24 protein-coding genes are annotated in these 21,157 nt (G+C 48.9%); 18 read left to right on the plus strand and 6 right to left on the minus strand.

The window, feature by feature from the left end; genetic code table 11:
• Positions 1 to 809: 809 nt before the first annotated feature.
• The 3 genes from E4L36_RS01125 (at position 810) to E4L36_RS01135 (ending at position 4,287) form a co-directional block, all read left to right on the plus strand.
• Positions 810 to 1,652, plus strand: a complete 843-nt coding sequence (locus E4L36_RS01125; protein WP_136678633.1) for a hypothetical protein — start codon at positions 810 to 812, stop codon at positions 1,650 to 1,652.
• A 512-nt stretch (positions 1,653 to 2,164) separates the two neighbouring features.
• Positions 2,165 to 3,559: a hypothetical protein gene (locus E4L36_RS01130; RefSeq protein ID WP_136678634.1), complete on the plus strand. Its 1,395-nt coding sequence runs from the start codon at positions 2,165 to 2,167 to the stop codon at positions 3,557 to 3,559.
• Positions 3,556 to 4,287 (plus strand): class I SAM-dependent methyltransferase, encoded by a 732-nt coding sequence (locus E4L36_RS01135; protein ID WP_136678635.1) that lies wholly within the window; start codon positions 3,556 to 3,558, stop codon positions 4,285 to 4,287. The genes E4L36_RS01130 and E4L36_RS01135 overlap by 4 nt, the downstream gene beginning before the upstream one ends.
• Before the next feature lie 45 nt (positions 4,288 to 4,332).
• Here the strand turns inward: E4L36_RS01135 and E4L36_RS01140 are convergent, their stop codons facing one another.
• On the minus strand, positions 4,333 to 5,118 hold the full coding sequence (locus E4L36_RS01140) for a hypothetical protein (RefSeq protein ID WP_136678636.1): 786 nt from the start codon (positions 5,116 to 5,118) through the stop codon (positions 4,333 to 4,335).
• Positions 5,094 to 5,531 carry a thermonuclease family protein gene (locus tag E4L36_RS01145; RefSeq protein WP_136678637.1) on the minus strand — a complete coding sequence of 146 codons (438 nt, stop codon included), beginning with the start codon at positions 5,529 to 5,531 and terminating at the stop codon, positions 5,094 to 5,096. Before E4L36_RS01145 ends, E4L36_RS01140 begins: the two co-directional genes overlap by 25 nt.
• A gap of 313 nt (positions 5,532 to 5,844) precedes the next feature.
• Here E4L36_RS01145 and E4L36_RS01150 point away from each other — a divergent pair, with 313 nt between their 5' ends.
• The 15 genes from E4L36_RS01150 (at position 5,845) to E4L36_RS01220 (ending at position 15,828) form a co-directional block, all read left to right on the plus strand.
• The gene (locus E4L36_RS01150) at positions 5,845 to 6,033 is read left to right on the plus strand and encodes a hypothetical protein (RefSeq protein ID WP_136678638.1); all 189 of its coding nucleotides are present in this window, start codon (positions 5,845 to 5,847) and stop codon (positions 6,031 to 6,033) included.
• 5 nt (positions 6,034 to 6,038) lie between these two features.
• Entirely contained in the window at positions 6,039 to 6,278 is a 240-nt protein-coding gene (locus E4L36_RS01155; protein ID WP_136678639.1) for a hypothetical protein, read from the plus strand.
• 15 nt (positions 6,279 to 6,293) lie between these two features.
• The gene (locus tag E4L36_RS01160) at positions 6,294 to 6,548 is read left to right on the plus strand and encodes a hypothetical protein (RefSeq protein ID WP_127692850.1); all 255 of its coding nucleotides are present in this window, start codon (positions 6,294 to 6,296) and stop codon (positions 6,546 to 6,548) included.
• A complete protein-coding gene (locus tag E4L36_RS01165; RefSeq protein ID WP_206064474.1) occupies positions 6,545 to 7,432 on the plus strand; it encodes a PD-(D/E)XK nuclease-like domain-containing protein in 888 nt (295 codons plus the stop codon). Before E4L36_RS01160 ends, E4L36_RS01165 begins: the two co-directional genes overlap by 4 nt.
• Entirely contained in the window at positions 7,429 to 8,307 is an 879-nt protein-coding gene (locus tag E4L36_RS01170; RefSeq protein ID WP_206064475.1) for a RecT family recombinase, read from the plus strand. Before E4L36_RS01165 ends, E4L36_RS01170 begins: the two co-directional genes overlap by 4 nt.
• Positions 8,308 to 8,309: 2 nt before the next feature.
• Positions 8,310 to 9,386, plus strand: coding sequence for a DUF1351 domain-containing protein (locus E4L36_RS01175; RefSeq protein ID WP_136678640.1), 1,077 nt, complete (start codon positions 8,310 to 8,312; stop codon positions 9,384 to 9,386).
• 182 nt (positions 9,387 to 9,568) lie between these two features.
• Positions 9,569 to 10,063, plus strand: coding sequence for a DUF2829 domain-containing protein (locus E4L36_RS01180; protein WP_136678641.1), 495 nt, complete (start codon positions 9,569 to 9,571; stop codon positions 10,061 to 10,063).
• A gap of 281 nt (positions 10,064 to 10,344) precedes the next feature.
• Positions 10,345 to 11,259, plus strand: a complete 915-nt coding sequence (locus tag E4L36_RS01185) for a recombination-associated protein RdgC (RefSeq protein WP_136678642.1) — start codon at positions 10,345 to 10,347, stop codon at positions 11,257 to 11,259.
• Positions 11,260 to 11,320: 61 nt separating this feature from the next.
• Positions 11,321 to 12,925 carry a DNA cytosine methyltransferase gene (locus E4L36_RS01190; protein WP_136678643.1) on the plus strand — a complete coding sequence of 535 codons (1,605 nt, stop codon included), beginning with the start codon at positions 11,321 to 11,323 and terminating at the stop codon, positions 12,923 to 12,925.
• Positions 12,922 to 13,584 (plus strand): hypothetical protein, encoded by a 663-nt coding sequence (locus E4L36_RS01195; protein ID WP_136678644.1) that lies wholly within the window; start codon positions 12,922 to 12,924, stop codon positions 13,582 to 13,584. Before E4L36_RS01190 ends, E4L36_RS01195 begins: the two co-directional genes overlap by 4 nt.
• Complete coding sequence (locus tag E4L36_RS01200) at positions 13,581 to 13,775, plus strand: hypothetical protein (protein ID WP_136678645.1); 195 nt, start codon at positions 13,581 to 13,583, stop codon at positions 13,773 to 13,775. Before E4L36_RS01195 ends, E4L36_RS01200 begins: the two co-directional genes overlap by 4 nt.
• Before the next feature lie 58 nt (positions 13,776 to 13,833).
• On the plus strand, positions 13,834 to 14,118 hold the full coding sequence (locus tag E4L36_RS01205) for a hypothetical protein (protein WP_136678646.1): 285 nt from the start codon (positions 13,834 to 13,836) through the stop codon (positions 14,116 to 14,118).
• Positions 14,118 to 14,360, plus strand: a complete 243-nt coding sequence (locus tag E4L36_RS01210; protein WP_136678647.1) for a hypothetical protein — start codon at positions 14,118 to 14,120, stop codon at positions 14,358 to 14,360. The genes E4L36_RS01205 and E4L36_RS01210 overlap by 1 nt, the downstream gene beginning before the upstream one ends.
• 54 nt (positions 14,361 to 14,414) lie before the next feature.
• Complete coding sequence (locus E4L36_RS01215; protein ID WP_136678648.1) at positions 14,415 to 14,693, plus strand: excisionase; 279 nt, start codon at positions 14,415 to 14,417, stop codon at positions 14,691 to 14,693.
• Entirely contained in the window at positions 14,671 to 15,828 is a 1,158-nt protein-coding gene (locus tag E4L36_RS01220) for a tyrosine-type recombinase/integrase (RefSeq protein ID WP_136678649.1), read from the plus strand. Before E4L36_RS01215 ends, E4L36_RS01220 begins: the two co-directional genes overlap by 23 nt.
• A gap of 130 nt (positions 15,829 to 15,958) precedes the next feature.
• Here E4L36_RS01220 and E4L36_RS01225 read toward each other — a convergent pair whose 3' ends face one another.
• From E4L36_RS01225 to hypE, 4 genes are all read right to left on the minus strand, one after another.
• Entirely contained in the window at positions 15,959 to 17,410 is a 1,452-nt protein-coding gene (locus E4L36_RS01225; RefSeq protein ID WP_136678650.1) for a nickel-dependent hydrogenase large subunit, read from the minus strand.
• 11 nt (positions 17,411 to 17,421) lie between these two features.
• Positions 17,422 to 18,417: a HupU protein gene (locus E4L36_RS01230; RefSeq protein ID WP_127693115.1), complete on the minus strand. Its 996-nt coding sequence runs from the start codon at positions 18,415 to 18,417 to the stop codon at positions 17,422 to 17,424.
• Positions 18,410 to 19,756 carry an ATP-binding protein gene (locus tag E4L36_RS01235; RefSeq protein WP_127693114.1) on the minus strand — a complete coding sequence of 449 codons (1,347 nt, stop codon included), beginning with the start codon at positions 19,754 to 19,756 and terminating at the stop codon, positions 18,410 to 18,412. Before E4L36_RS01235 ends, E4L36_RS01230 begins: the two co-directional genes overlap by 8 nt.
• A gap of 352 nt (positions 19,757 to 20,108) precedes the next feature.
• Complete coding sequence (gene hypE, locus E4L36_RS01240; protein ID WP_136678651.1) at positions 20,109 to 21,155, minus strand: hydrogenase expression/formation protein HypE; 1,047 nt, start codon at positions 21,153 to 21,155, stop codon at positions 20,109 to 20,111.
• Positions 21,156 to 21,157: the final 2 nt, after the last annotated feature.

Consider the following 21,157-nt stretch of genomic DNA (forward strand, 5'->3'; position numbering starts at 1 on the left):
CGTCGAACAAAGAAGAGCTGACATTTACTGAGACTCGCAGGGTTGATAAGCATGGACGAGTCGAAGTTGAACAAACACTAAGTGGTCACGTCTCACAAGAGCATATTCGGTCTGCAATCGACCGCTCTAGAGCATCGCAAAAGCTTGATCAGCCTGTATTTGAAAGTCCTGCTCTGGAAACAACCTCACGACTTGATAGAAGCCAACAAGTCCCCTCTTCCCGAATATATGACACAAGCCACTCCTCGGTTCCTGAGCACTTAGCTATTGAGACCCCGTTCTCTAGTGGCGAGTCAAAAAAGCACCGCAAGCAACGAGACTTAAAGAGAGTCAAGAGTTGTCCGAAGTGCCAGCTCACGAAATCGACTGATGAGTACTATACAACCCAGAAGTACAGCGACGGTTTGAGTAAATGGTGCAAGTCTTGTATCGACGAAAGCAAGACTAAAAGTCACGCCAAAAAAACACGTAATGGTCGCTATAAAATCTGCTCTAAGTGCAACCAACGACGCGAGAAAAGCAGCTTCTTCAAGTCAACCAAGCAAGCAGATGGGCTAAGCAGGTGGTGTAAATTCTGTCACGCTAAGAACAGGTAATGACTAGAAGCTCGCTGTGAAGTAAGCGCCATGGCTGGCGGAAAGGTAGTTGAAAACCACTCAGGCAGAAGCAGCTCAGGCGGCAAAGGTTTCACATGTGCTTTTAGGATTGTAGGTACAGTAAACGAAGCAAAGCTGAAGCTTTAGCGCCAATTTTTTTGGGTCGCGGATACGAAACGTCCAAGAAACTTGGACTTATACAAGGATCGTAAAATGAAAAAACTCTCTTCTATGCTCATTGTTTTCTCGATGCTGCTTTTGGTTGGCTGCAATGCCACTAATGGAGTGAAGAGCAGTTACAAACCGGCTCTCGCTGAGCTTCCGCCTCCTCTCCATGATTATTTAGAAACCCCTGAGCAGTTTACTAACATACAGCCGACGCAATTTAAGAAAGCCGTTGCCTTTGTATCAGATGAAAAGCTCGGACAGACTGCATTGATAAACCTTCGAGCAGAGGATCGCGGCGCTTCTATTTTTTATAGCATCTTGATGGACATGGGGAGCGAGAACCTCAGCTTTGATGCGTTCTTGAGCAAAAGTGGTTTCGATACAGATATATCCTCCATCAAAGTTAACGATGTATATGCCACAAGCATCAAAAAACAAGGTCACGATATCAAATACCTTCAACTAGCGGTCGAACAAGTATTGTCGGTCATTGTAGATCCAGCATTACTAAATCGCCCTCTTCTTGCTGGAAACACTATTCGGAAGGATATAAGCAGCGATATACATGAAATCATGCAGTCCTTGCTTAATGATATGGACCTAAATCCTCGATCTGACGACCTGCATATAGAAGAGTCAATCTACACACTGAAGTTTGTTGGCCTGACTGAGATGAACAAAAGACGTGCCGCCGTTTTCAAAATGAGCCTCTCTGCTGCTGGCTCTCTCTCAGATATCACATTCTCTACGACAAGAGCAGGATTCACTTACATCGACTTAAGAACGGGAATAGTATTGGCGTCCATTGTTGAGTCGTATCCACACTTCAATGGCCAATCAAATGGCGTGACACGCACAAAATACGAGGTCGTCAGGCTAGTTGATTAAGCTAAACGAAGCAAAGAATTGCGGAGACATGCTTGAATTGCCAAATACTAGTACAATAGATCAAACTGCTGCGCTGGTTCGTAGCGCCAATTAGACGAGTGTAATTACGAACTAAGTGCGCTAGGTCGCATATGCTGACCATCATAAGACCATATCAAAAAGGCATTGACCTTCGTAGAGTTAATCTACCTGCAAGGAAAGCGTTATGATTTCAATTTTACTCACAACCCTACTGATATATTTGCTATCGCGTAAAGTCAAAAGGTGGTGGTTGTTTTTCCCTGCTACGGTACTTTGCGCAATCGTTGCAGCTTGCCTAGTTCCTCTTGTCCTTCACTTCCTGTCCCCTGAAGTACTAACGGACCGTCAAGCAGCGGTAGCCGCAATCCGCAATTTACTACCAAATATAGTTTCGGGCTTTATATTCGCGATAGCTATTGGCTTCAAAAAGCGTCCGAATAAGATTAAGAAATCAACTTTATAACCTTCATTGCACACGGAACTGCATATAAATGAATATTAACACCAGAATTCGGCCTGACTGTGTGAGACAAACAGTAAAAATAGAGAAGGCTTTTATTTTCTATGTGATTGGTAAAGGAGACTCGAGCAAAAAAAGAAAGCTAGATACCTATACTGCTATATCTTTTTCTACTCAAGAGTGCGATGACAACCTTATTTTAAATTTAGAAAACAAACACTCTTATACCGAAAAAAACAACAAAGTTAACTTTTCAAACAAGACATCATATTTTAAAGAAATAGACATTCTCAGACAGTTTTGGGGAAATAAATCAGAACCGATAGACAAAACAGAAAATATAGAAAACATTAAAAAGACTCGCAAACTATTAGACATAGATAACTCTGCTGATGATCTACAGATACAGAGCGACATTATATCGCTTATAAATTATTCAGCTATTGATAGAATAATTTTTGTCAATGATGAAAAGTCAAATCAAAAATTTATACTTGTGCCACTAAAGGGAAAATTAACAACCGATGGTAAAATTCAACTTTCAGTAGACAACTGGCCAGATATAAGTATAGAAAAGATCAAAAAAGCATGCTCGTTCTGCTTTTGGGTTCATACTAATGAGTTATTAGAAGCTCAAGAATCCACCGATGGAATTTCAATATTTCATAAAATAGAATTCACTCAAAAAATCAATATACCTGACTTTAAAGTCTACTATCAATTACCTGAAATGAATGAGATAAAAAATCAGCATGCCACTTGTTATCTTTATGATGAAGAGGAATTGAAGGAAGAAGTGATTCAAATTCACTCAGGCATAAAATATTTTAGAGACTGGATTAGAGGGGGCATTATAGATTCCACCTTACTGAGATTCAGAAACACTACTCACTTAGACAAACAAGCTCGCGAGGGAAATTTAAAGCTATACTCCGCTGGCATAACAACAGAAGATAAAAGTATAAAGCGAAAGCGAGAAGTAAATGCGCTTCTGCTAGGCATAGCGGCTTCATTAATACTATCACTAGGATTTGATGCGACTCGTGTTGAAACCGTTGGCTACAGAGAGCTATTTCCCCTATCTCAATCACTTAATGCTGAGTTCTTATGGTTGATAACATCTCTGGGCCTGTTCCTCAAAGCTCATACTATCCAACGAGCTACAAAAGCCTTTAAAGCAGCGATAGTCGTCTCTTTAGTCCCTATTGGGTTTTGGTTCTTTTGGTACTACTTCAGCCCGACAGGGCTAACCAAATTAAATACTGGAGTACCGTATATCAGAGACTTCTTTGAGGTATTCGATGTAAGCGTGCACTGTACTTATTCGAAAATACTACTTTCAGTTGACTTATTGACTGCTATAGTTATAGGGATTTATTTTTTATCTCAGAAATTCAAACTGATCAACTGGATTAGAGAGCGATGAGTGGTGTATTTGAAGATGGGCTTCTGATACTCAGACAGCCGGGGCCGCCGATCATATCTGTTGAGGGCATTATCTACTATCGTTACATGGATCAGCTCTACATACCTAAAGTACCGGCACTATTGGATAAAGACGAAGTTATAGCCGTATCAAACGCTCGGATCAAACATGCAGAGTCTCTTATTAACGTCCGCTACTCGCTCTGTGTAATGCGAGATCTTTACGAAAACTTGTTAAGGGTCAACGCTCACAAGAAAGTCATTGACTTTGGTTGCGGTGGGGGCCTATTGGCTCGCCTTTTCGGCCCGGGCTCAGATTTGGAACCGCCGCAGTCTGTGTTTGGTGTGGATCTTAATCCCGTAGCAGTTGATTCAGCTCTCGTAGCCTACGCACAAATTCCCAACGTGAGAGAATTTAAAACAAGTGTATTCGGAGAAGGTGACACTTTACAGCTAGAGGACAACTCGATTACAGGCATATTCTCATCATTTGTCATGCATTTTAAAGTTTTCGATTCTCAGCTAAAGGAGCTACATCGTGTTCTTGTGCCGGGTGGCACTTTTGTATGGAATGACTATCTGCATAGCCGATATCCTGGACATAGCCAAAAGCTTATTAAGAAAATGTCTGATATTGGCTTTGAGGTATCCAAAGAAAAGAAAGAGTTTAGAGCCCCACCTGAGAACGACATAAAGCACCATATGTTTTTTAGAGCAGTTAAGCTTTAACCACTTCAATGCCAGCTTAAGCAGCTGGCACTTCACCATATATTTTTATTTTTTAATTTCATCTATAAACTCAGAAAAAGATTTAACAAACCTCAGGGCAATTAAGACTGTAAAGAAAAGTAGAAACTTTACTCGTGGTTTTTCATCAGTTTCCGCATCCATTTTTCCAAGTATGCGTTTACTTTTATCTATTTTTTCTTCTATAAATTTTAACTCATTAAATGCCCCACAAAACGCTATAAATTCGTGATAATCATCTTTATTTATGTCGCTAATTTTATCACATAGGCGGCTTACATCTATATTATTATTTGAGATGGCTAACTCACAATTAAATTTTGAAAAACCATCTAATGAATAGCACTTATCTTTCACTATTTTTCTTGCAGCGTTCACTTCCTGACGTATGAACGTAAAGTCTTTTTCATATTCAGATATTTGTGACTTAGTGAAATCATAATTAAAAGCTACCATAAATATGATTACAGAGGTAAGTGATCCGACATACCACACCATGTCGATTAATCTAAACAAAACCCCTCTGGGAATAGTTAGCCCAAAGAATAACCAAAAGTCACTTTTTTTAAAAATAACAGACCAAAAAAGGAGAAAAAACGAAATCAGAGACCAAAAAAATATTATCGTAGCGAACCATGCAAGCTCATAACCAACAACAGGACTATTAATAAGGTCTTCTGACAAATTTCCATATTTCAGGGGATATAGGTATCTTGTCCCTATGTGTAACCCTGTATAAGCGAGCCAATAGAGAAGATAAATCGCAATAACACGCCTGAAGATAGATTTCAGTCTTCCTTGAAACCATTGCACCACCTACTTCTCCTTCCCTGAAATGACTTAGCCAGCTTTTTCTTCAAAAGCACTCTACCTAGATCCACTCCATCGACAAACACATCAGCTATTACCCGAAAGTACTTTCCTCGACGAATGTTTCTAAGCTCCACCCTGCTCCCTGCTCTCAGCACGCTTACACTGAACTGCTTAGCTTCTCGCGCTAGCTGCTTTTCATAGGGGCACTTCCCGCGCAGCTCTGGCGTATCGATTCCGTTGATTCTGACGGTAACTCCCTTCCCAAGTATCGCAGGCCACTCGTCGATATCCACCTTAAAAGAGTCACCATCAATCACGGTGCCAACACGATCTACAACCACATCTCCATATGTCTTTCCCGCCATCGCTGCCGGAGATAGCAACAGCAACAGCACCAAAATTCCTTTTTTCATCGAGACATTTTAACACGCTAAATGTTGAGACTCTGATTCGATTGTATAAAGAGCCGACCAATAATGGTTAAACTTTTTGACAAAAAATCTTGCATGTTTTGTTTAATTCATTATTCTTTATGTCAAGAACTTTAACCAATCGTGTAGGCGACTTACCTACCCAACTTAGACCCGCAAGGCGTAAGCCAAACCCCGTAGCGGCGAGTTGCGACCGAATCTGCATAGATGGATAGGTGTGACGGGCGTGTTAAACCACGTTTATTTCTGAGAAGGCAGCCGTAACTGTCTTGCCAGAAACAAACAGGAGAACACTATGGAACGCCAATCCCAGCGGCAACCTAGCCGCGATTACCGCGTGAGAGTGCTGCACGGATACGGCGCACCTCACACTTCCAGCGTGATAGCAAATGAGCAGCGCGTGCGAGCTTGGCTCAACCGCAAGGCTTACAAAGCCGCTATGCCAGCTATCCAATTTGAAATCCCAATCTATAAACCGGAGTAACTGCCATGGACAGCATGACCGTTTACATCGTCACAAACTGGCTCAGCCCTCACGAGCAACGGGTAACCACCATCAAGCCGGATGACCTTGATCTCAAGTCGGGCACGGTCATCTTGCAAGAGCTTGAAGTTGCGAAGGTGCAAGGTGAACAGCTAGATGCAGCTATGAAGCGCGGCTTAGCCCAGCGCGAGGTCGTTCAAAAGCTCAACCACCCAACGTCACCGGCTGATTGGGTCTACATGTAAGGATTGGAGGACAACATGGACTACATCACTCTGGAAGAAATTGCTTTAGTCCTGATATCTGGCGGCAGTTATCGCACCGGTCCCGGCACTTGGGACGTGATCGACTTCTCCGACGTAGAGGAAAAGATCACCGAAATGGACGGCGAGAACGGCGCCTGTGACGCCATGTTATATGGCGAATTAAAGCAGATAGCGGCTGAGCAAGTTGCTGCTGACACCATCGAGCGCATCGCCGCGTGGAATGACTGCATTGTGGAGGACGCAGCATGAACATGCCCGCAAATCCATTCGATTTATTAGAACAAGATCAACCGGCCATTGGGTCGGTTTTTTGTGCGCCCGGCTTCTATGAAAACCTCAGTAACGCCGACTATCACGCAGGCGAAGGCATTAGCAAAAGCGGCTTAGACCTTATCGCTCACTGCCCTTCCTCGCTTCCTTGGTCGAAAGAAGCGCCAGTTGACGACCAAAAGCTCAAAGCGATGGACTTTGGTTCCGCCCTGCACTGTCTTCTGCTGGAACCGCACAACTTCAACAGCGAGTTTATTATCGCGCCAGAGTTTAACCGGCGAACAAACGAAGGCCGAACCCAATGGGAGGCTTTCCAGCAAGAGCATGACGACAAAATCATCATGACCGCCGACGAATGGCGACAGCTGCAAATCATGCAAGGCAGCGTTATGGCACACCCAACTGCTCGCTGGATCTTCGAGCAAGCAGGTATCAATGAAGCATCGATTTACTGGACCGATGATGAAACCGGTGAGCTTTGCCGTATCCGACCAGACCGCATTCTGACCAATCACCACATCATTGTGGACGTTAAGAAGGTAGATGGCATGGATCGGCTAGAGAAGCATGTCGAAGAGTTTCGCTACCACGTGCAGGACGCTATGTATTCCGAGGGATACGAGAAGCATTTTGGAGTGCGCCCGCAGTTCCTATTCCTAGCAGTGAGTTCTAGCGTTAGTGCCGGTCGCTACATGGTTGATGTCGTGGAACTGCCTGACGACTGGAAGCAACGTGGACACGAGCTTTATCGCGAAAACCTAGAAACCTACCACCGTTGCCGCGTCGAAGACGACTGGCTTCATATTAGATCACTTGAGCGCCCCGCTTGGGCCATCCGTCAGGATGAACGGAGATTGTCATGAGTAATGTTGCAACCATTTCACAACAAACCACCCCTCAGAAAAGTCCATTCGCAGTCATGGCGAGCCGCCTGAACATCGATGAGCAGGAAACTCGCTCTTTGATGACGAATACGCTCATGAAAGCCAAGAACAATGGTCAAGTAAGCGATGGCGAACTGATTACATTTCTAGCCATTGCTAATGAGTACCGTCTGAATCCTTTAACGAAGGAGATCTATGCCTTCAATAACCGCGGCGCGATTCAGCCAATTGTGTCCATCGATGGATGGTTAAAAATCATCAACGAGCACACGCAGTTTGATGGTATGGAGTTTTCGGACTCACTAGATGCCAATGGTGCTTTATCTGCTATTACATGCCGTATCTATCGTAAGGATCGCCAACGACCGACAGAGGTGACCGAATACCTAGATGAGTGCAAAGGCACGTCGGAGCCATGGAAAAAATGGCCCGCACGGATGCTAAGGCATAAAGCCACTATTCAAGCAGCTCGTTACGCTTTCGGTTTGTCAGGCATCATCGATGAAGATGAAGCAGAGCGGTATCGACAAACCACATCCGTCAGCGAGCGCGAGGTAAACCCAGCAGTAAATCAATCATCCCTGAAAAGTCGAGTGGGCAATTCAAGCAAGGCAGAGGCCCAATCAACCTCTTTGGGCAGTCAAAAACAATCTATGCCGAGCTTTGAGCAGCCTCCCCCATTCGACCAGCTGCTAAAAGAGCTTCAGGTATGCACTACTAAAGAAGACCTAGATCAGTGGAAGGCCGCAGCTACGCAATGGCCAGAAGGCAGTGCTGAGCGCACCTCACTCATCCAATCTTATAAAGACCACTGTTCAAACTTATCTCACGCCGCACAAAATCAGGAGCAATAACCATGTCTGCAGCTGAAAAAATGGAACCTCGCCAAGCCACTGATCTGGTGGTAATCAATACAACTCCTGCTGCTATTGCCTTCAACTTTGAAGAAACCAAAGCGTGGCTAAAGAGCGAATTAAAGCAGTACGACGTTGTGGTCACCGCTGACACGCTGGCAGGCTCAAAGAAGCTTGCAACCGAGCTCAATAAGATGGCCGGTGATATCGGCAAGCGTCGCCGCGAAGCTGTCGAGAAAGTCAGCGGCCCCATTCGAACATTCGAGGAGCAGGCAAAAGCTCTTGAAAAAATGTGTAAGGACGGACGGCAGCGCCTGCTTGATCAAGTAAAGGTGTTCGAGGACGAAACGCGTGCTCTGGCCAAAGCAAAGTTAGAAGAGCGCCGTCTAAGCGAATGGGAGCTTCATGGCGTTGAGGATGAATTCCGTCATACGCAGATCGAAGACCTAATCAAAATTACCGCACTAACAAAAACAGGCAAGTTAACGGCAGGCTCGCTTAACGAAGTGCAAAAACGGGTTCAAGCCGACAAGCAACTTCAGCAGCAAACAGAGATGCGCCTGCTACAGCTCGAAAACCAATCTTATAAAGCCGGTTTAGCTGCGCCTCTCACCCGTGCTCACATCGAAACATTCCTCTTTGCTTCTGATGAGGACTACAGCCAGAGCCTTGAGGCAATGCTTCAATCAGAGCTACAGCGCCAAAAGGTCGCCGAGGAAGTGAGCCGCCGCAAGTTTGAGGAAGAACAACGCCGAAAGGAGCAGGAAGCACAGCGCGAGCCTGAGCTTAAACAGCAAACTGAAGCTCATTCACCGACTGAGCCCCAAACTGTGCATGAGCCCGTCACTATGGAGACTGAGCCAGTTCAAGCCGTTCCGGTGGCTACTGTCAGCAAGCATGCATACGGTGATCTGAGCAAAGCACACGCCGCAAACATAGTGGAATGCTCGCGAGATGAAGCAGAAAGCTTTGCCGTCCAGTTATCTAACGAAAGCTGGAATATGCCTATCGGTGTATGGGTGCCTGGTGAATTGGTCGCAATCGCATACTGCGGCGGAGTATTCCGCAAGACTGAGTAGCCAGTTATGGACACTTATTGCATTTACCTCAACGGAAGGCTGATCACTACGATTGGCCTTTCTTGTTTTCCACGCAGCAAAGGAACAGCCATCGCCACTCGGCACGCCCAGCAGCTGTTTCGCAGCGCAAAAGTTCGCGCCGTTCTGGCGCGCTAGTAATCCCTAAAAAGAGAGAAACCACAATGCAGAAGTATATCGGCACAAAAACTATCAATGCTAAACCCATGATTCGTTCGGATTACAACGCCCTCCGAGGCTGGGAGCTACCTGCTGATGAGAATGGCGACGATGAAGGTTATTTAGTTGAGTATATTGATGGCGGCCAGTCCAACCACTCGGACTATAACGGCTACATTAGCTGGTCACCAAAAGACGTCTTTGAGCGTGCTTATCGCTCTACCAACAACATGACGTTTGGCGATGCTCTGGTGATGCTTAAACAGGGCTGCCGCGTCGCGCGTTCAGGCTGGAATGGTAAGGGTATGTGGCTAATTTTGGTGCCCGGATCTCCAAGCGTTAAACCAGTGGCTGGAACGCCGTACAGTAATGCCGGTGTCACCGAGCCAACGAATATCAACCCTCACATCGATATGTATACAGCGACAGGGGAAATGCAGCCGGGATGGCTGGCTAGTCAGACCGACATGCTAGCTGAAGACTGGACTCTCCTAGATTAATCCTTCGAGCCCCTATTGCTGGGGCTTTCTATCTGCCAAAAGCTACCTAAAACAAGGTGTGTCAATCATGAGTGACAACCACATTATTTGCGCGATGCGACCGGGGCAAGAATACACCTCGGGCCTACTTGCCAAGCTATGTAATGCCAAGCGCTCCGCTGTGACTAGAGAGCTGTACGAAGCGTATCGGGGGGGGGGGTAGTCAACCGATACAAGAAAAAAGGCGTGCGCGGTTTTGTGTACGTCTCAAAGCAACTGAATCTTGAGTTTGAGTAAACGCCATGTTTTTCAAAAACCTAATCCCGTACCAACTTAAGGAAGGCTTCACCCTAACGCCTGAAGCGCTATCTGCAGCACTGAGTGAACACGTTTTCACGGGCTGTAAAAGCCAAGAACTCGGGCGCTTTGGCTGGACAAAACCGCATAGTGCCCTCAACGACGACGCGCTAGTGTTTGCAGCCCATGGTGCACTACTAATCTGTGCCCAGAAAGAAGAGAAGATCCTGCCACCAAAGGTGATAAAGAAAGCGCTCGATGAACGAATCGCCGTGATCGAGCAGAACCAAGGGCGCAAGGTATATCGAAAAGAAAAGCTGCTGCTCAAGGATGAGATCATCCTCGACCTACTGCCGCGCGCCTTCAGCAACTACACACAAACCCGCTGCCTGATCATTCCTGCCGCAGGCTTGATCATGGTCGATAGTGCCAGAAGTAAGCCGGCAGAGGAGCTGCTAAACCTACTGCGCAACAGCCTAGGATCATTGCCAGTGGCTCTGCCAGATGTGCATCACTCCCCTGCAGTTGTCATGTCCGAGTGGTTAAAGCAGGAGCGAGAAAGCCGCCCGTTCACGTGCGAAGACGCTTGCACGCTAAAAGCCGTAGGCTCTGAGCTGGGATATGTGCGCATCAAAGATCAGAGCGTATTTGATGACGAAGTAAAAGCCCATCTGGAAAGCGGGTTACTCGTGGACCGCCTATCCCTCACTTGGGATAACACCCTCAAATTTGCACTGGACGCCGACCTATCTCTCAAAGGCATCCACTTAACAGAAGAGTTGGCGCAAGCACTCAATGACGACAAAAGCGACGAAGACCCGCTAGCACGACTAGATAGCGACGTTGCCCGCATGGCACTGGAATACCAGAAGCTATGGAAAGATCTCAGCGCGGCATTTGGTGGAGTGGTGCAGGTATGAGCTCAAAAGAAAAATTCCTAAATAGCGTTGCAGATCATCAACTAGAGAGGGGTTGAGGGGTATGACATCCATGTTCCGAGTTGACCCACAAGGGGCATTCAACTTTTCAGGCTTACTCATCGACAACTTCGCGGGTGGAGGCGGTGCTTCCACAGGTATTGAAGCCGCATTAGGCCGCCCCGTTGATATCGCCGTCAACCACGATCCTGAAGCCATTCGAATGCACACGACCAATCACCCGCAAACACAGCACTACTGCGAGTCGGTATGGGAGGTGGATCCACGTACGGTCACACAGGGCAGGCCTGTTGATTTGGCATGGTTCTCCCCAGACTGTAAGCACTTCAGTAAGGCAAAAGGCGGTAAGCCAGTAGAGAAAAACATCCGTGGCCTAGCATGGGTGGCTGTGAGATATGCCGCTACCGTTAAACCGCGAATTATCATGCTGGAAAACGTTGAAGAGTTTAAAACGTGGGGGCCTGTTGTTGATGGCAAGCCCTGCCCGGTAAACAAAGGCCGCACCTTTAAATCGTTTAAACGCGCACTTGAGCGCCACGGCTATAAAGTTGAGCACCGAGAGCTTGTAGCCGCCGACTATGGCGCACCAACAACGCGCAAGCGCTTTTTTCTGGTAGCACGCAGCGACGGCCAACCCATCCAATGGCCTGAACCTACCCACGGCGACCCTAAAAGCGAAGCCGTTAAATCAGGCCGCTTGAAACCGTGGCGTACTGCTGCAGAGATTATCGACTGGACGCTACCTAGCCAGTCGATCTTTGATCGAAAACGCCCCCTAGCCGAAAAGACAATGCTCCGCATAGCTAAGGGCTTAGAAAAGTTTGTATTTAATAATCCAGAGCCTTTTCTGGTGACCTACTACGGCGAGAAAAAGCCAAGTGACTTTCGCGGTAAACAGCTATCCGAAACGTTACCTACGCAAACGACCGAGAATCGATTTGCTTTAGTCGAGCCACTGCTAGCGCCGTTTATTACAGAGCACGCAAACGCGAGTAATCAGCGCAATATGTCTGCCAATGAGCCTGTACGAACACTTTGCGCGCAAGTCAAAGGCGGTCATTTCGCGGTTGTCACTCCGATACTTGACCGCCAGTTCGGCGCATCGGCTGGCAGCTCGGTAGAAAAGCCTCTTGGAGCCGTGCTAGCGGGCGGCGGGGGTAAAACCGCATTAGTTTCGGCATTCATCGCCAAGCATTATGGCGGTGTGACCGGCCACGAGGCACAGGAACCGCTGCATACAATTACATCTCGTGGCACCCAGCTGCAAAGCTGTGAGGTAGAACTTTCGCCAGCCCCAAGCAAGGCGGAGAAGGTACGAGCGTTCTTACTGAAGTACTACGGCACCAATATCGGGGCTGACCTTAACCATCCGCTGCATACCGTGCCGACCAAGGATCGCTTTGGCTTAGTGACGATACATGGCGAGCTTTATCAAATTACCGATATTCGTATGCGGATGCTCGCACCACAGGAACTATACGCCGCACAGGGCTTTCCATCGGACTACATCATCGATCGAGACTTCACAGGCAAATCTTTAACGAAAACAAGCCAGGTGGCGCGCTGCGGTAATTCCGTGTGCCCACCTGTCGCAGAGGCACTTGTCAGAGCAAACATGATCACCATTGCTGAAGAGGTTGCAGCATGAAAGCCATACCAATGCTATTCAATGCAGAGATGGTCAACGCATTGTTAAATGGCGCAAAAACCCAGACACGACGGCCTATTAAGTTCCCTGTCCGATTTAGTGAGAATACTGGCTTCAATTTCACAAACAAAGACGGCAAAACCTATGCTTGCGGAATCGGCTTTTCATGGGAAAGCACCTGCCGCAACTTTATTGAAGGCAAATCCCCCTACCAAGTGGGTGATCTGATCTATGTAAGAGAGACTTTTCGCCTATTTAATCGATCTGACGAATGCGGGTGCTCAGAAGCGCCATGTCCTTGCCCTCCTACGGATCACCCAATCTATCGAGCCACCCATGACTGTAGCGAAGCGTTGTGGAAACCTTCGATCCACATGCCCCGCTGGGCCAGCCGCATAACCCTGCGCGTAACCAACGTGCGAGTAGAGAGGCTGACCGCCATAAGCGAAGCAGATGCCACAGCTGAAGGCTTCGACTACTCAGAAACCGAAGCAGCTATAGCTGCTGGCTGGTACGAGAAGCCTAGAAAAGCGTTTCGCCGTGCTTGGGAAAGTATGTATGGCGAAGAGAGTTGGGTTGATGACGCTTGGATATGGGTCATCGACTTTGAAGTTATACGCGAGAACATTGATGCAGTTATGGAGCGAGGAAGACAATGAGTACTGATGGCGAATATTTCGTGATGCTTACAACTCAGAGCCGTAGCTATACGCCACTAATGGATAGCAACACCGATGGCACCGATATAGCGAGATTCGATAGCGAGCAAGAAGCCAGAGCAGCAGCTGAAAACAGCCTGCTGGGTGAAATCTTTTGCTATGAAGTGTTTCAGGTAGGCATGGGTTTATAACCCCAAGCGCAGCGGCTGGGTCGCTGCTGCGGATCGTTATACAGATACTGGAGGATTTATGCAGATTAGAAACAAAGTGCTTGTGACGTTCTTTTTAGAGGAGGGGTGCAAGCAGAAAGACGGTGAAGTTTATTCAAGCTGGCAGCCGATAAACTTTGCGGTTTACAGCGGGCTGTTCCAAGAGCTTATACAGGAGGCCTCCGATGAGTGGCTTAGTGAAAACACTATCGACGTGAATTGTTCACATGAGGTTATTTTTGCGCACTGTGTAGAGCATGACGGAGCCGGTGCTGTGACTTCAGAGTATTTTGAACCTATTTGTCACGAGCACCAGAACTGGTGATGCATAACCCAACCACAACCGGCCATACAGCCCAGCAAGACGGCCTCTCTATTCACCGAAACACCCACTGGCAAAGCACGAACGGAGTCGGCATAGCCATTTTTGAAGATGAGTTCATGGCCAACATCGTACTGCCGAACGGCGCAACCGTCAGTCAGTTCATGCTCCCTCAAATTAAAGAGGCATACGAAAAAGGAAGTATGCCCAAGATGCTACCAGACCTGTGTGGTAGCGAATCCTAGAAACGCTGCTTACACCGTAATTCCATATACCCCTAAAACAAAGGAGTCATTAAAATGCTGATTACTTTGAGTGAGTGGGATAAAGCTACCTATTCCAAACCACATCATATAAATACACTTCGCACATGGGCTAAAGAGGGTCGCTTTAAACCTGCTGCCGAGAAGCATGGGCGCGAGTGGCTAGTTCAAGAAGGCGCGAAGCTGGTAACGATAGATCGCTCCCGAATTAACCTGTTAAGGAAAGCTCATGCGATGCGCGAGGAAGAGATTCCAACGGAACTAGATCCAAAAGTTTTGGAAATACTGAGTCATGGCAGCACCACGCAAAACTAAGTTCACCAATGTTCCAAACCTCTATGTGAAGCGCGACGTACGCACGGGAAAGCTGTCATGCCAGTACCGTGACATACGCCCTAATGCAATCAAAGAATGGTGGGGGCTAGGTAACGACCTACAGCTCGCTGAGCATCGGGCACGTCAGTTAAATGCGGTGATTGCTCAGCAGATCATAGACCAAGAGACGCAAGCAATCCTTCAGTTGGACCGGAGCCATTCCATTACTGTCATACAGTGGCACGCTGAGTACATCGAGATACTGAGAGATCGTGTTGCCCACAAAGAAATAAAGCAAAGTACGTTTGATCAGAAGCGCTGGGCTTTTAAGGCTGTTCTAGAAGTCCATGGTAAACAGAAACTATCCCAGCTCACCACCGTTGCTATCAGCAAGCTTATAGCGAATTTCAGCAAGGCCGGTAAGCAAACCATGGCTCAGCGCGTAAGAACGGTTCTAATCGAGTTTTTCGACGAAGCCATTGCAGCCGGTCACTTCCCTGCAGATAAACCAAACCCTGCAAAAGTAACCCGAATGCCACGCATTAAAGTTAAACGAGCACGCCTAACTACTGAGATGTTCTTAAGTGCACTTGATTGGGCGCGAGCAAATCAAAGAGCCTATTTATGGCATTCGTACCTACTAGCTGCGACAACGGCGCAACGACTAGATGATATTGGTAACGCCTCATTCAAGGACGTAGTCGCGACCGAGTCAGGGAAATGTTTGACGTTTATCCAAAGCAAAACCGGCACCAAGATAATGATTCCACTTGCGTTGAAGCTGGATATTCTCGATATCAGTGTTGGTGATGTGGTGCGAATGTGCCGCGACAACGTAGCTAGTCCATGGCTGTTCCACCACAGTAAGCCTGTAGGTAAAGCCAAGAAAGGCGACCAAATCCGAATCAAGTCTCTTAGCAACGGCTTTGCTCAAGCTATTAGAGCCGTCCAGCCAAACTGGGGAGATAACCTCCCGCCCTCCTTCCATGAGATCCGCTCGTGGTCTGAACGTGAATACAGAAAGCAAGGTATCAATACCCAAAAGCTGTTGGGCCATAAGCATCAATCAACCACCGATATCTATGCAGATACTCGTGGTCACGATTGGATTTTAGTGGATATTGGCAACCCATAGCCCCCTAGCAAATAAGCAAACCTAGACAATATTGCGGCTTTTCACCCCTCTTTTTTGGGAGGGGTTTTGGGGGAGTTTTGGGGGAGTTTTGGGGAAAGATTTTTTATTCTTTAAAATCAATAACTTAAAACTAATGTACCGTACAGACCATGCAGGGATCAAAAGACCTCACAACGTGTTGTACGGCGACAGACTGGGCGGTCTCTTCGCTATCAAGAGGAGTATTTTCCAGCGCTTGCTCTAATGCACCGGGCTGTTGGTTGGCATCGCGGGGGGAGAAGTTCCACGTGGTGGGTGCGATGATCTGGTAGTTTTTGATCATGCCGTTTTCTAACGTTACCCAGTGCCCAAGGGAGCCGCGAGCAGCTTCTAGCAGGCCTGCGCCCTCGCCCTCTTTGGGGAGTTTGGCGGTGTTGCAAAAGGGTTCGCTCGGGTCGATCGCTTTAGCCCAACGCTGCATCTGCGGGATCACAAGCGCCAGTTCAAGCAGCCTTGCCACAATGCGGCTATGCACATTGGCGCCCTGCTTGGCGATAAGGTCCATGACTAATGGGTTGCCGTTAATTGCTTGGCGGGCGATGGCTCCCACCTCCACCACTTGGTTGCCCAGCCGAGGAGCTTTGCACCAGCTGTAGGCCTCTTCGTTTTGTAGTGTGGGCACGGTGCGCCCGCGGATGGGGTGGCGCGGTGTATCGCTCTCCATCCAGCCGTGGCTGACATCTTCGGTGATGCTGCTAACAGCTAAATCTCCGGCTTGATCACCAAAGTAGGTGCCGCGTTTAAAAAACGCCGTGCCATCCAAGGGGTAGTTGCCGTAAGACATAAACTGATCAGTGGCGCGGCCTAATGTGTCTAGTGCTAGGCTTTGGCTGATATGGAGAAAACGGCGCAGATCAGAGCTTTGCCAGTCGGCCTCTTCTGACCACTGTTGTAGCTGCTCCGTACTGCTGATCTCGGCGATGCGCTCTAGGTCATCGCCAAAGAGGGTTTGCTCCAGAAAACTGCGGAATTCACCTAGTAGCGTTAATAGGCGGATACGCTCTTGTGGCTCGATCGGTTTTGCGGTGCCGCCGGGCTGAATACTTAACGAGTGCGGCCACTTCCCTGCCAGTATGCCCATCAGATTGAGAAACTTGGCACGTGCCGGCAGCACCTCTTGGTGTGCAGTGCCTTTGACCGCTTTAAAGCGTGCCTCCGCGCTTGTAAACCAAGGCTGGCCGCGGTAGCTCTCCCGCGCGAAGTCGGGCATAAAAAAGAGGTAAAAGTGAGTGAGCAGATCTGCCATGTTCTCGTTCGCAAGCACCAAGTTGGTACATAGCTGGCCGTTTTCTGGAATCTCTAGCTTGCTGATATCGGCTAATGCGCGTGCAGCTCCCACCGATTGGCTAACCGAGCATATACCGCAAATACGCGGGGTATACACCATGGCATCGTAAGGCGCTTTGCCAACTAGCATGGTCTCAAAGCCGCGATAAAGCGGCGAGTTTACCCGCGCTTCGCTCACGCGGTTATCGGCGGTTTCAAGTGTAATCTCTAGGTCGCCCTCCACGCGGTTAAAGGGCCCCACTAGTACTTTGCTCATCTCTGGGCCTCTTAGGGTTTGCGTTTATGGGTGGTGGGTGGATAGATCAGCTGCTCTGACGTTGCGTTCTGCTTGAGCCGTTCAGGCGTCGCGGCTTTGGATAGCGATGCCAGCGCCACAAACCACGCTTTCGGCATATCCGTTGGCAGTCCAACAGGGATACCTGCCACCTTGGGCGTTTCGGTGAACGGATGGCCCGGCTCTTCAAACTCTGGCGCGGTGCAGTTGATACACGCATAACCACCGCTGGTGCAAGAGCCTCCGCCATTCCAAGGGCGGGTGTTGCAATCGGCATGAGCTTGCGTGCCAAGGCAGCCCATATGCTCCATCATGCAGCCCCGCTCACCTGCGCTTGTCGCGCTGGCTTTATACTCGTAAAACTCGTTACGGCTGCAGCCGTGGTGCACCAGGTGGTCGGCATACATACGCGGGCGGCCAAAGGTATCTAGCTGGGTATCGTCATGTTCATCAAGGGCGATGCTGACCAGCATATCGGTCACCCACCCCGGATGAACCGGGCAACCAGCAATATTCACCACTTTATGGCCACTAACAGAGCGATAGTTATCGCCCAATAAACCACCGGCGATTTCGCCATCGTACTGTAGGCCGGTTGCATCGGGGGTATTAGCGCCTGCTGCGGTCATGCCACCGTATGCTGCGCAGCTACCAACCGCGATGGTATGGGCCGCTTTTGCTGCGAGCTTTTCCACCCAATGGATCATCGGGATGCCGGTACCGCCTAAAATGTGGAACTTGCCGGTGCCGTGGGGGCCTTGCAGCATCGCGCCTTCAATGCAAAGTAGATCGAGTGTGGTTTCATCGGCCAAAATACTCTCAAGGATGCTGACAACTTCGGTGCCGGTCTCTTCACTGAGCGAAGGGTGCCAAAGCAAGTTGATACCCGCGCTTTTTAAGAGCGCTAATAGATTAGGTGATTCGGCATTCAGCAACGACATCGAACAGCCCCCGCAACCGCCGGATTGCAGCCAAAGTAGGTTAAGCATGTTCGCCCTCCTCGTTAACTGCCGGAAGCGTCATATGGGCAACAGCACCGCCTTGGGGGTGGTTAGCAAGGCCAAGCTCGCCGCCATGCTGAGAAACAATGCCATAGCTGATCGATAACCCAAGCCCTGTGCCCTTACCAACGGGCTTGGTGGTAAAGAAGGGCTCAAACAAACGCGGCAACGAGCTATCGGAGATACCGGGGCCATTATCACGCAAGGTTAGATGCACGGTGGCGTCTTTCACCACCATCTCGACAGTCAAGACAGGCTGTGTGCTGTTCTGCATCGCATCAACCGCGTTATCTACCAAGTTGACCAATACTTGGTGAATCTGGCCCGCATGGCCAAGCACCCACTGCCGCTCAGGCAACGTTTGCAGTACCTGCGTATCAGTTTTGGATTCTTTGATAATCCAGTGCAGAGCGCTTTTTACCACGTGTACCAGATCAAACGGTGCTTTCTCGGTCTCTTGGGTGGAAGAGAACTGGCGCAAGTCATCGACGATCTCTTTAACCCGGTCAGCCCCCTCTTTGGTGCCATCCACCAACGAGCCAAGATCACGAATGATCTTATCAAGGCGCATCTGTTCGCGCATTTGGCGCAGCTCTTCGCGGCTATGGCCACCATTAACGGCATCGAAATAGGTAGTTAAGCGCTCGGTGTAGCGCTCTAGCGCGTGCATGTTGCCATACACAAAGCTGATGGGGTTGTTTAGCTCGTGGGCAACACCGGCCACCAAACGGCCAAGAGAGGCCATCTTCTCGGATTGTACCAGCCGCTCTTGCGCAAGCTTGAGCTCGGCGTGAGCTTCGTTTAACTCTTTGTAAGCGCGTTGGAGTTCGCCTAGCGGGCGGCCCACAAGCACCATACCTAGCAAGCGGCCGCGGTGGTCAAAGCGCGGAGAGCAGTTGATCGATAGCGGCATGTGGCCATTGGGGCTGATGAGCTCCACCTCGCAATCACGCACCGGCTCTTGCGCTAGCGTCGCGCTAAGTTGTTGGAACTTCTCGATACAGGGTTCGCCTAGAAACTCAGAGAAAGGCCGCCCAACAAGCGCCGCTTCACTAAGGCCGGTGAGCCTCTCCAGCGCGCGATTAGTGCTTTCGATAACGCCGCGTTGATCACAAGCGATTAGCACATCGTTCATCGCATCTTTAATGCTGTTCGAAAAGCTCTGTGCCTGCTCTAGCTGAGTGTTTTTCTCCTCAACTTCCACCTGTGTACGCACCAGATCCGCATAGGCTTCATCCATCTTGCGGATAACCGTTACCCACGCATCATCCGTGTTCAGCGTTTCTGGGTCGTTAAAAGATACGATGTCAGGTGTGATATCAGACATAACAGTTCTCGGCTAGATCTTGCTGCTTATCAGGTTTCCACTTTGGAACACAGCTAACCATTTTGGTGCATTTATTGGCACGATTCAATGTGTAACCGCGCAGAGCTTTCGTGCGTATTTGCCTTGCAGACGCCATATAGCGTGGTTTTCAAAATTTTCTGAAAAGTTGGCACTGCGTTTGCTAAATCTAGTTTAGATCTGCAGCGCTTTCCGTTGTGAGCATTTCCTCTACTTGGGATTACGGTCCAGATCTTGTCTCAGGTGGTGTGCTACTCCACAGTGCACTGCCCTCACCCACAGATACGCGACGGCGTATTCGAGCTTTCATCCGGGCCTTTTAGGCCCGGCTTTTTTAACAGATGCGCGGCAGTTGCTCACCAACCAGCATATCCAGAATCCGCTCACCACCAAAACCTGTTTGCACCACAACACGCCCAGCAACGCCCTCGTAAGCTTCACCAATAATAGCCGCTTCTCTACCTGCAGGGTGCGCTTGCATAGCCGCTAGCACAGCATCAGCATCTGCGGCTGGCACAACCGCCACTAGCTTGCCCTCGTTCGCGAAATAGAGTGCATCTAGGCCAAGAATTTCACACACACCACGCACTTCAGTGCGCACCGGTACCGCATTCTCGTAAAGACGAATCGCGACGGCAGAGGTCTCGGCAAACTCATTAACCACCGTTGCAACACCGCCACGGGATGCATCGCGCACGGCGTGTAGATCCGGGCAGGCTTTCAGCATCACTTGCATTAGCTCATGCAGGGGTTGGCAATCGGTGTGTAGCTCAACATCAAGGGCAAGGTCGCCACGGGCGTTTAAGATCGCTGCGCCGTGATCGCCCACCCAGCCGTTTACGATCACCTTATCGCCGGGTTTCACGCGGCTGGCTGAGATCTCAACACCCTCGGGGATCACACCAATACCGGTGGTGCTGATAAAGATTTTGTCACCTTTTCCCTTTGGTACCACCTTGGTATCGCCTGTCACGATAGCAACACCTGCGGCATCGGCTGCCGCTCGCATCGAGGCCACAATACGGCGCAGCTGAGCAACCTCTAACCCCTCTTCAAGGATCATGCTGCACGACAGGTATTTGGGAATGGCGCCAGAAACAGCAAGATCATTCACCGTTCCGTTAACCGCTAAAGTGCCGATATTACCACCTAAAAATTCAATAGGATCAACAACATAGCCGTCTGTTGTAAAGGCAATTCTATTTCCATCTCGTTGCAGCTCGGCCACATCGATACGGGCTTGATCTTCCAAAGCGTTGAGGTGGCTGTTGTCAAAGCTGCCAACAAACACGTCTTCAATAAGATCGCGCATCGCCTTGCCGCCTGCGCCGTGGGCCATGGTGATATGGGTGGCTTTCAGGGTTCGTTTTGGAGTGGTCATAG

Origin of the sequence: Neptunomonas sp. XY-337, from assembly GCF_004959845.1 — a bacterium.
Taxonomy (GTDB): domain Bacteria; phylum Pseudomonadota; class Gammaproteobacteria; order Pseudomonadales; family Balneatricaceae; genus Neptunomonas; species Neptunomonas marina.

Coding starts and splice junctions, on each gene's coding strand:
- E4L36_RS01230 (WP_127693115.1), bottom strand. CDS start 18,417: ATGCTTAACCTACTTTGGCTGCAATCCGGCGGTTGCGGGGGCTGTTCG.
- E4L36_RS01130 (WP_136678634.1), top strand. CDS start 2,165: ATGAATATTAACACCAGAATTCGGCCTGACTGTGTGAGACAAACAGTA.
- E4L36_RS01155 (WP_136678639.1), top strand. CDS start 6,039: ATGGACAGCATGACCGTTTACATCGTCACAAACTGGCTCAGCCCTCAC.
- E4L36_RS01165 (WP_206064474.1), top strand. CDS start 6,545: ATGAACATGCCCGCAAATCCATTCGATTTATTAGAACAAGATCAACCG.
- E4L36_RS01215 (WP_136678648.1), top strand. CDS start 14,415: ATGCTGATTACTTTGAGTGAGTGGGATAAAGCTACCTATTCCAAACCA.
- hypE (WP_136678651.1), bottom strand. CDS start 21,155: ATGACCACTCCAAAACGAACCCTGAAAGCCACCCATATCACCATGGCC.
- E4L36_RS01205 (WP_136678646.1), top strand. CDS start 13,834: ATGCAGATTAGAAACAAAGTGCTTGTGACGTTCTTTTTAGAGGAGGGG.
- E4L36_RS01180 (WP_136678641.1), top strand. CDS start 9,569: ATGCAGAAGTATATCGGCACAAAAACTATCAATGCTAAACCCATGATT.
- E4L36_RS01160 (WP_127692850.1), top strand. CDS start 6,294: ATGGACTACATCACTCTGGAAGAAATTGCTTTAGTCCTGATATCTGGC.
- E4L36_RS01175 (WP_136678640.1), top strand. CDS start 8,310: ATGTCTGCAGCTGAAAAAATGGAACCTCGCCAAGCCACTGATCTGGTG.
- E4L36_RS01200 (WP_136678645.1), top strand. CDS start 13,581: ATGAGTACTGATGGCGAATATTTCGTGATGCTTACAACTCAGAGCCGT.
- E4L36_RS01135 (WP_136678635.1), top strand. CDS start 3,556: ATGAGTGGTGTATTTGAAGATGGGCTTCTGATACTCAGACAGCCGGGG.
- E4L36_RS01170 (WP_206064475.1), top strand. CDS start 7,429: ATGAGTAATGTTGCAACCATTTCACAACAAACCACCCCTCAGAAAAGT.
- E4L36_RS01145 (WP_136678637.1), bottom strand. CDS start 5,531: ATGAAAAAAGGAATTTTGGTGCTGTTGCTGTTGCTATCTCCGGCAGCG.
- E4L36_RS01185 (WP_136678642.1), top strand. CDS start 10,345: ATGTTTTTCAAAAACCTAATCCCGTACCAACTTAAGGAAGGCTTCACC.
- E4L36_RS01195 (WP_136678644.1), top strand. CDS start 12,922: ATGAAAGCCATACCAATGCTATTCAATGCAGAGATGGTCAACGCATTG.
- E4L36_RS01235 (WP_127693114.1), bottom strand. CDS start 19,756: ATGTCTGATATCACACCTGACATCGTATCTTTTAACGACCCAGAAACG.
- E4L36_RS01150 (WP_136678638.1), top strand. CDS start 5,845: ATGGAACGCCAATCCCAGCGGCAACCTAGCCGCGATTACCGCGTGAGA.
- E4L36_RS01190 (WP_136678643.1), top strand. CDS start 11,321: ATGACATCCATGTTCCGAGTTGACCCACAAGGGGCATTCAACTTTTCA.
- E4L36_RS01225 (WP_136678650.1), bottom strand. CDS start 17,410: ATGAGCAAAGTACTAGTGGGGCCCTTTAACCGCGTGGAGGGCGACCTA.
- E4L36_RS01210 (WP_136678647.1), top strand. CDS start 14,118: ATGCATAACCCAACCACAACCGGCCATACAGCCCAGCAAGACGGCCTC.
- E4L36_RS01125 (WP_136678633.1), top strand. CDS start 810: ATGAAAAAACTCTCTTCTATGCTCATTGTTTTCTCGATGCTGCTTTTG.
- E4L36_RS01220 (WP_136678649.1), top strand. CDS start 14,671: ATGGCAGCACCACGCAAAACTAAGTTCACCAATGTTCCAAACCTCTAT.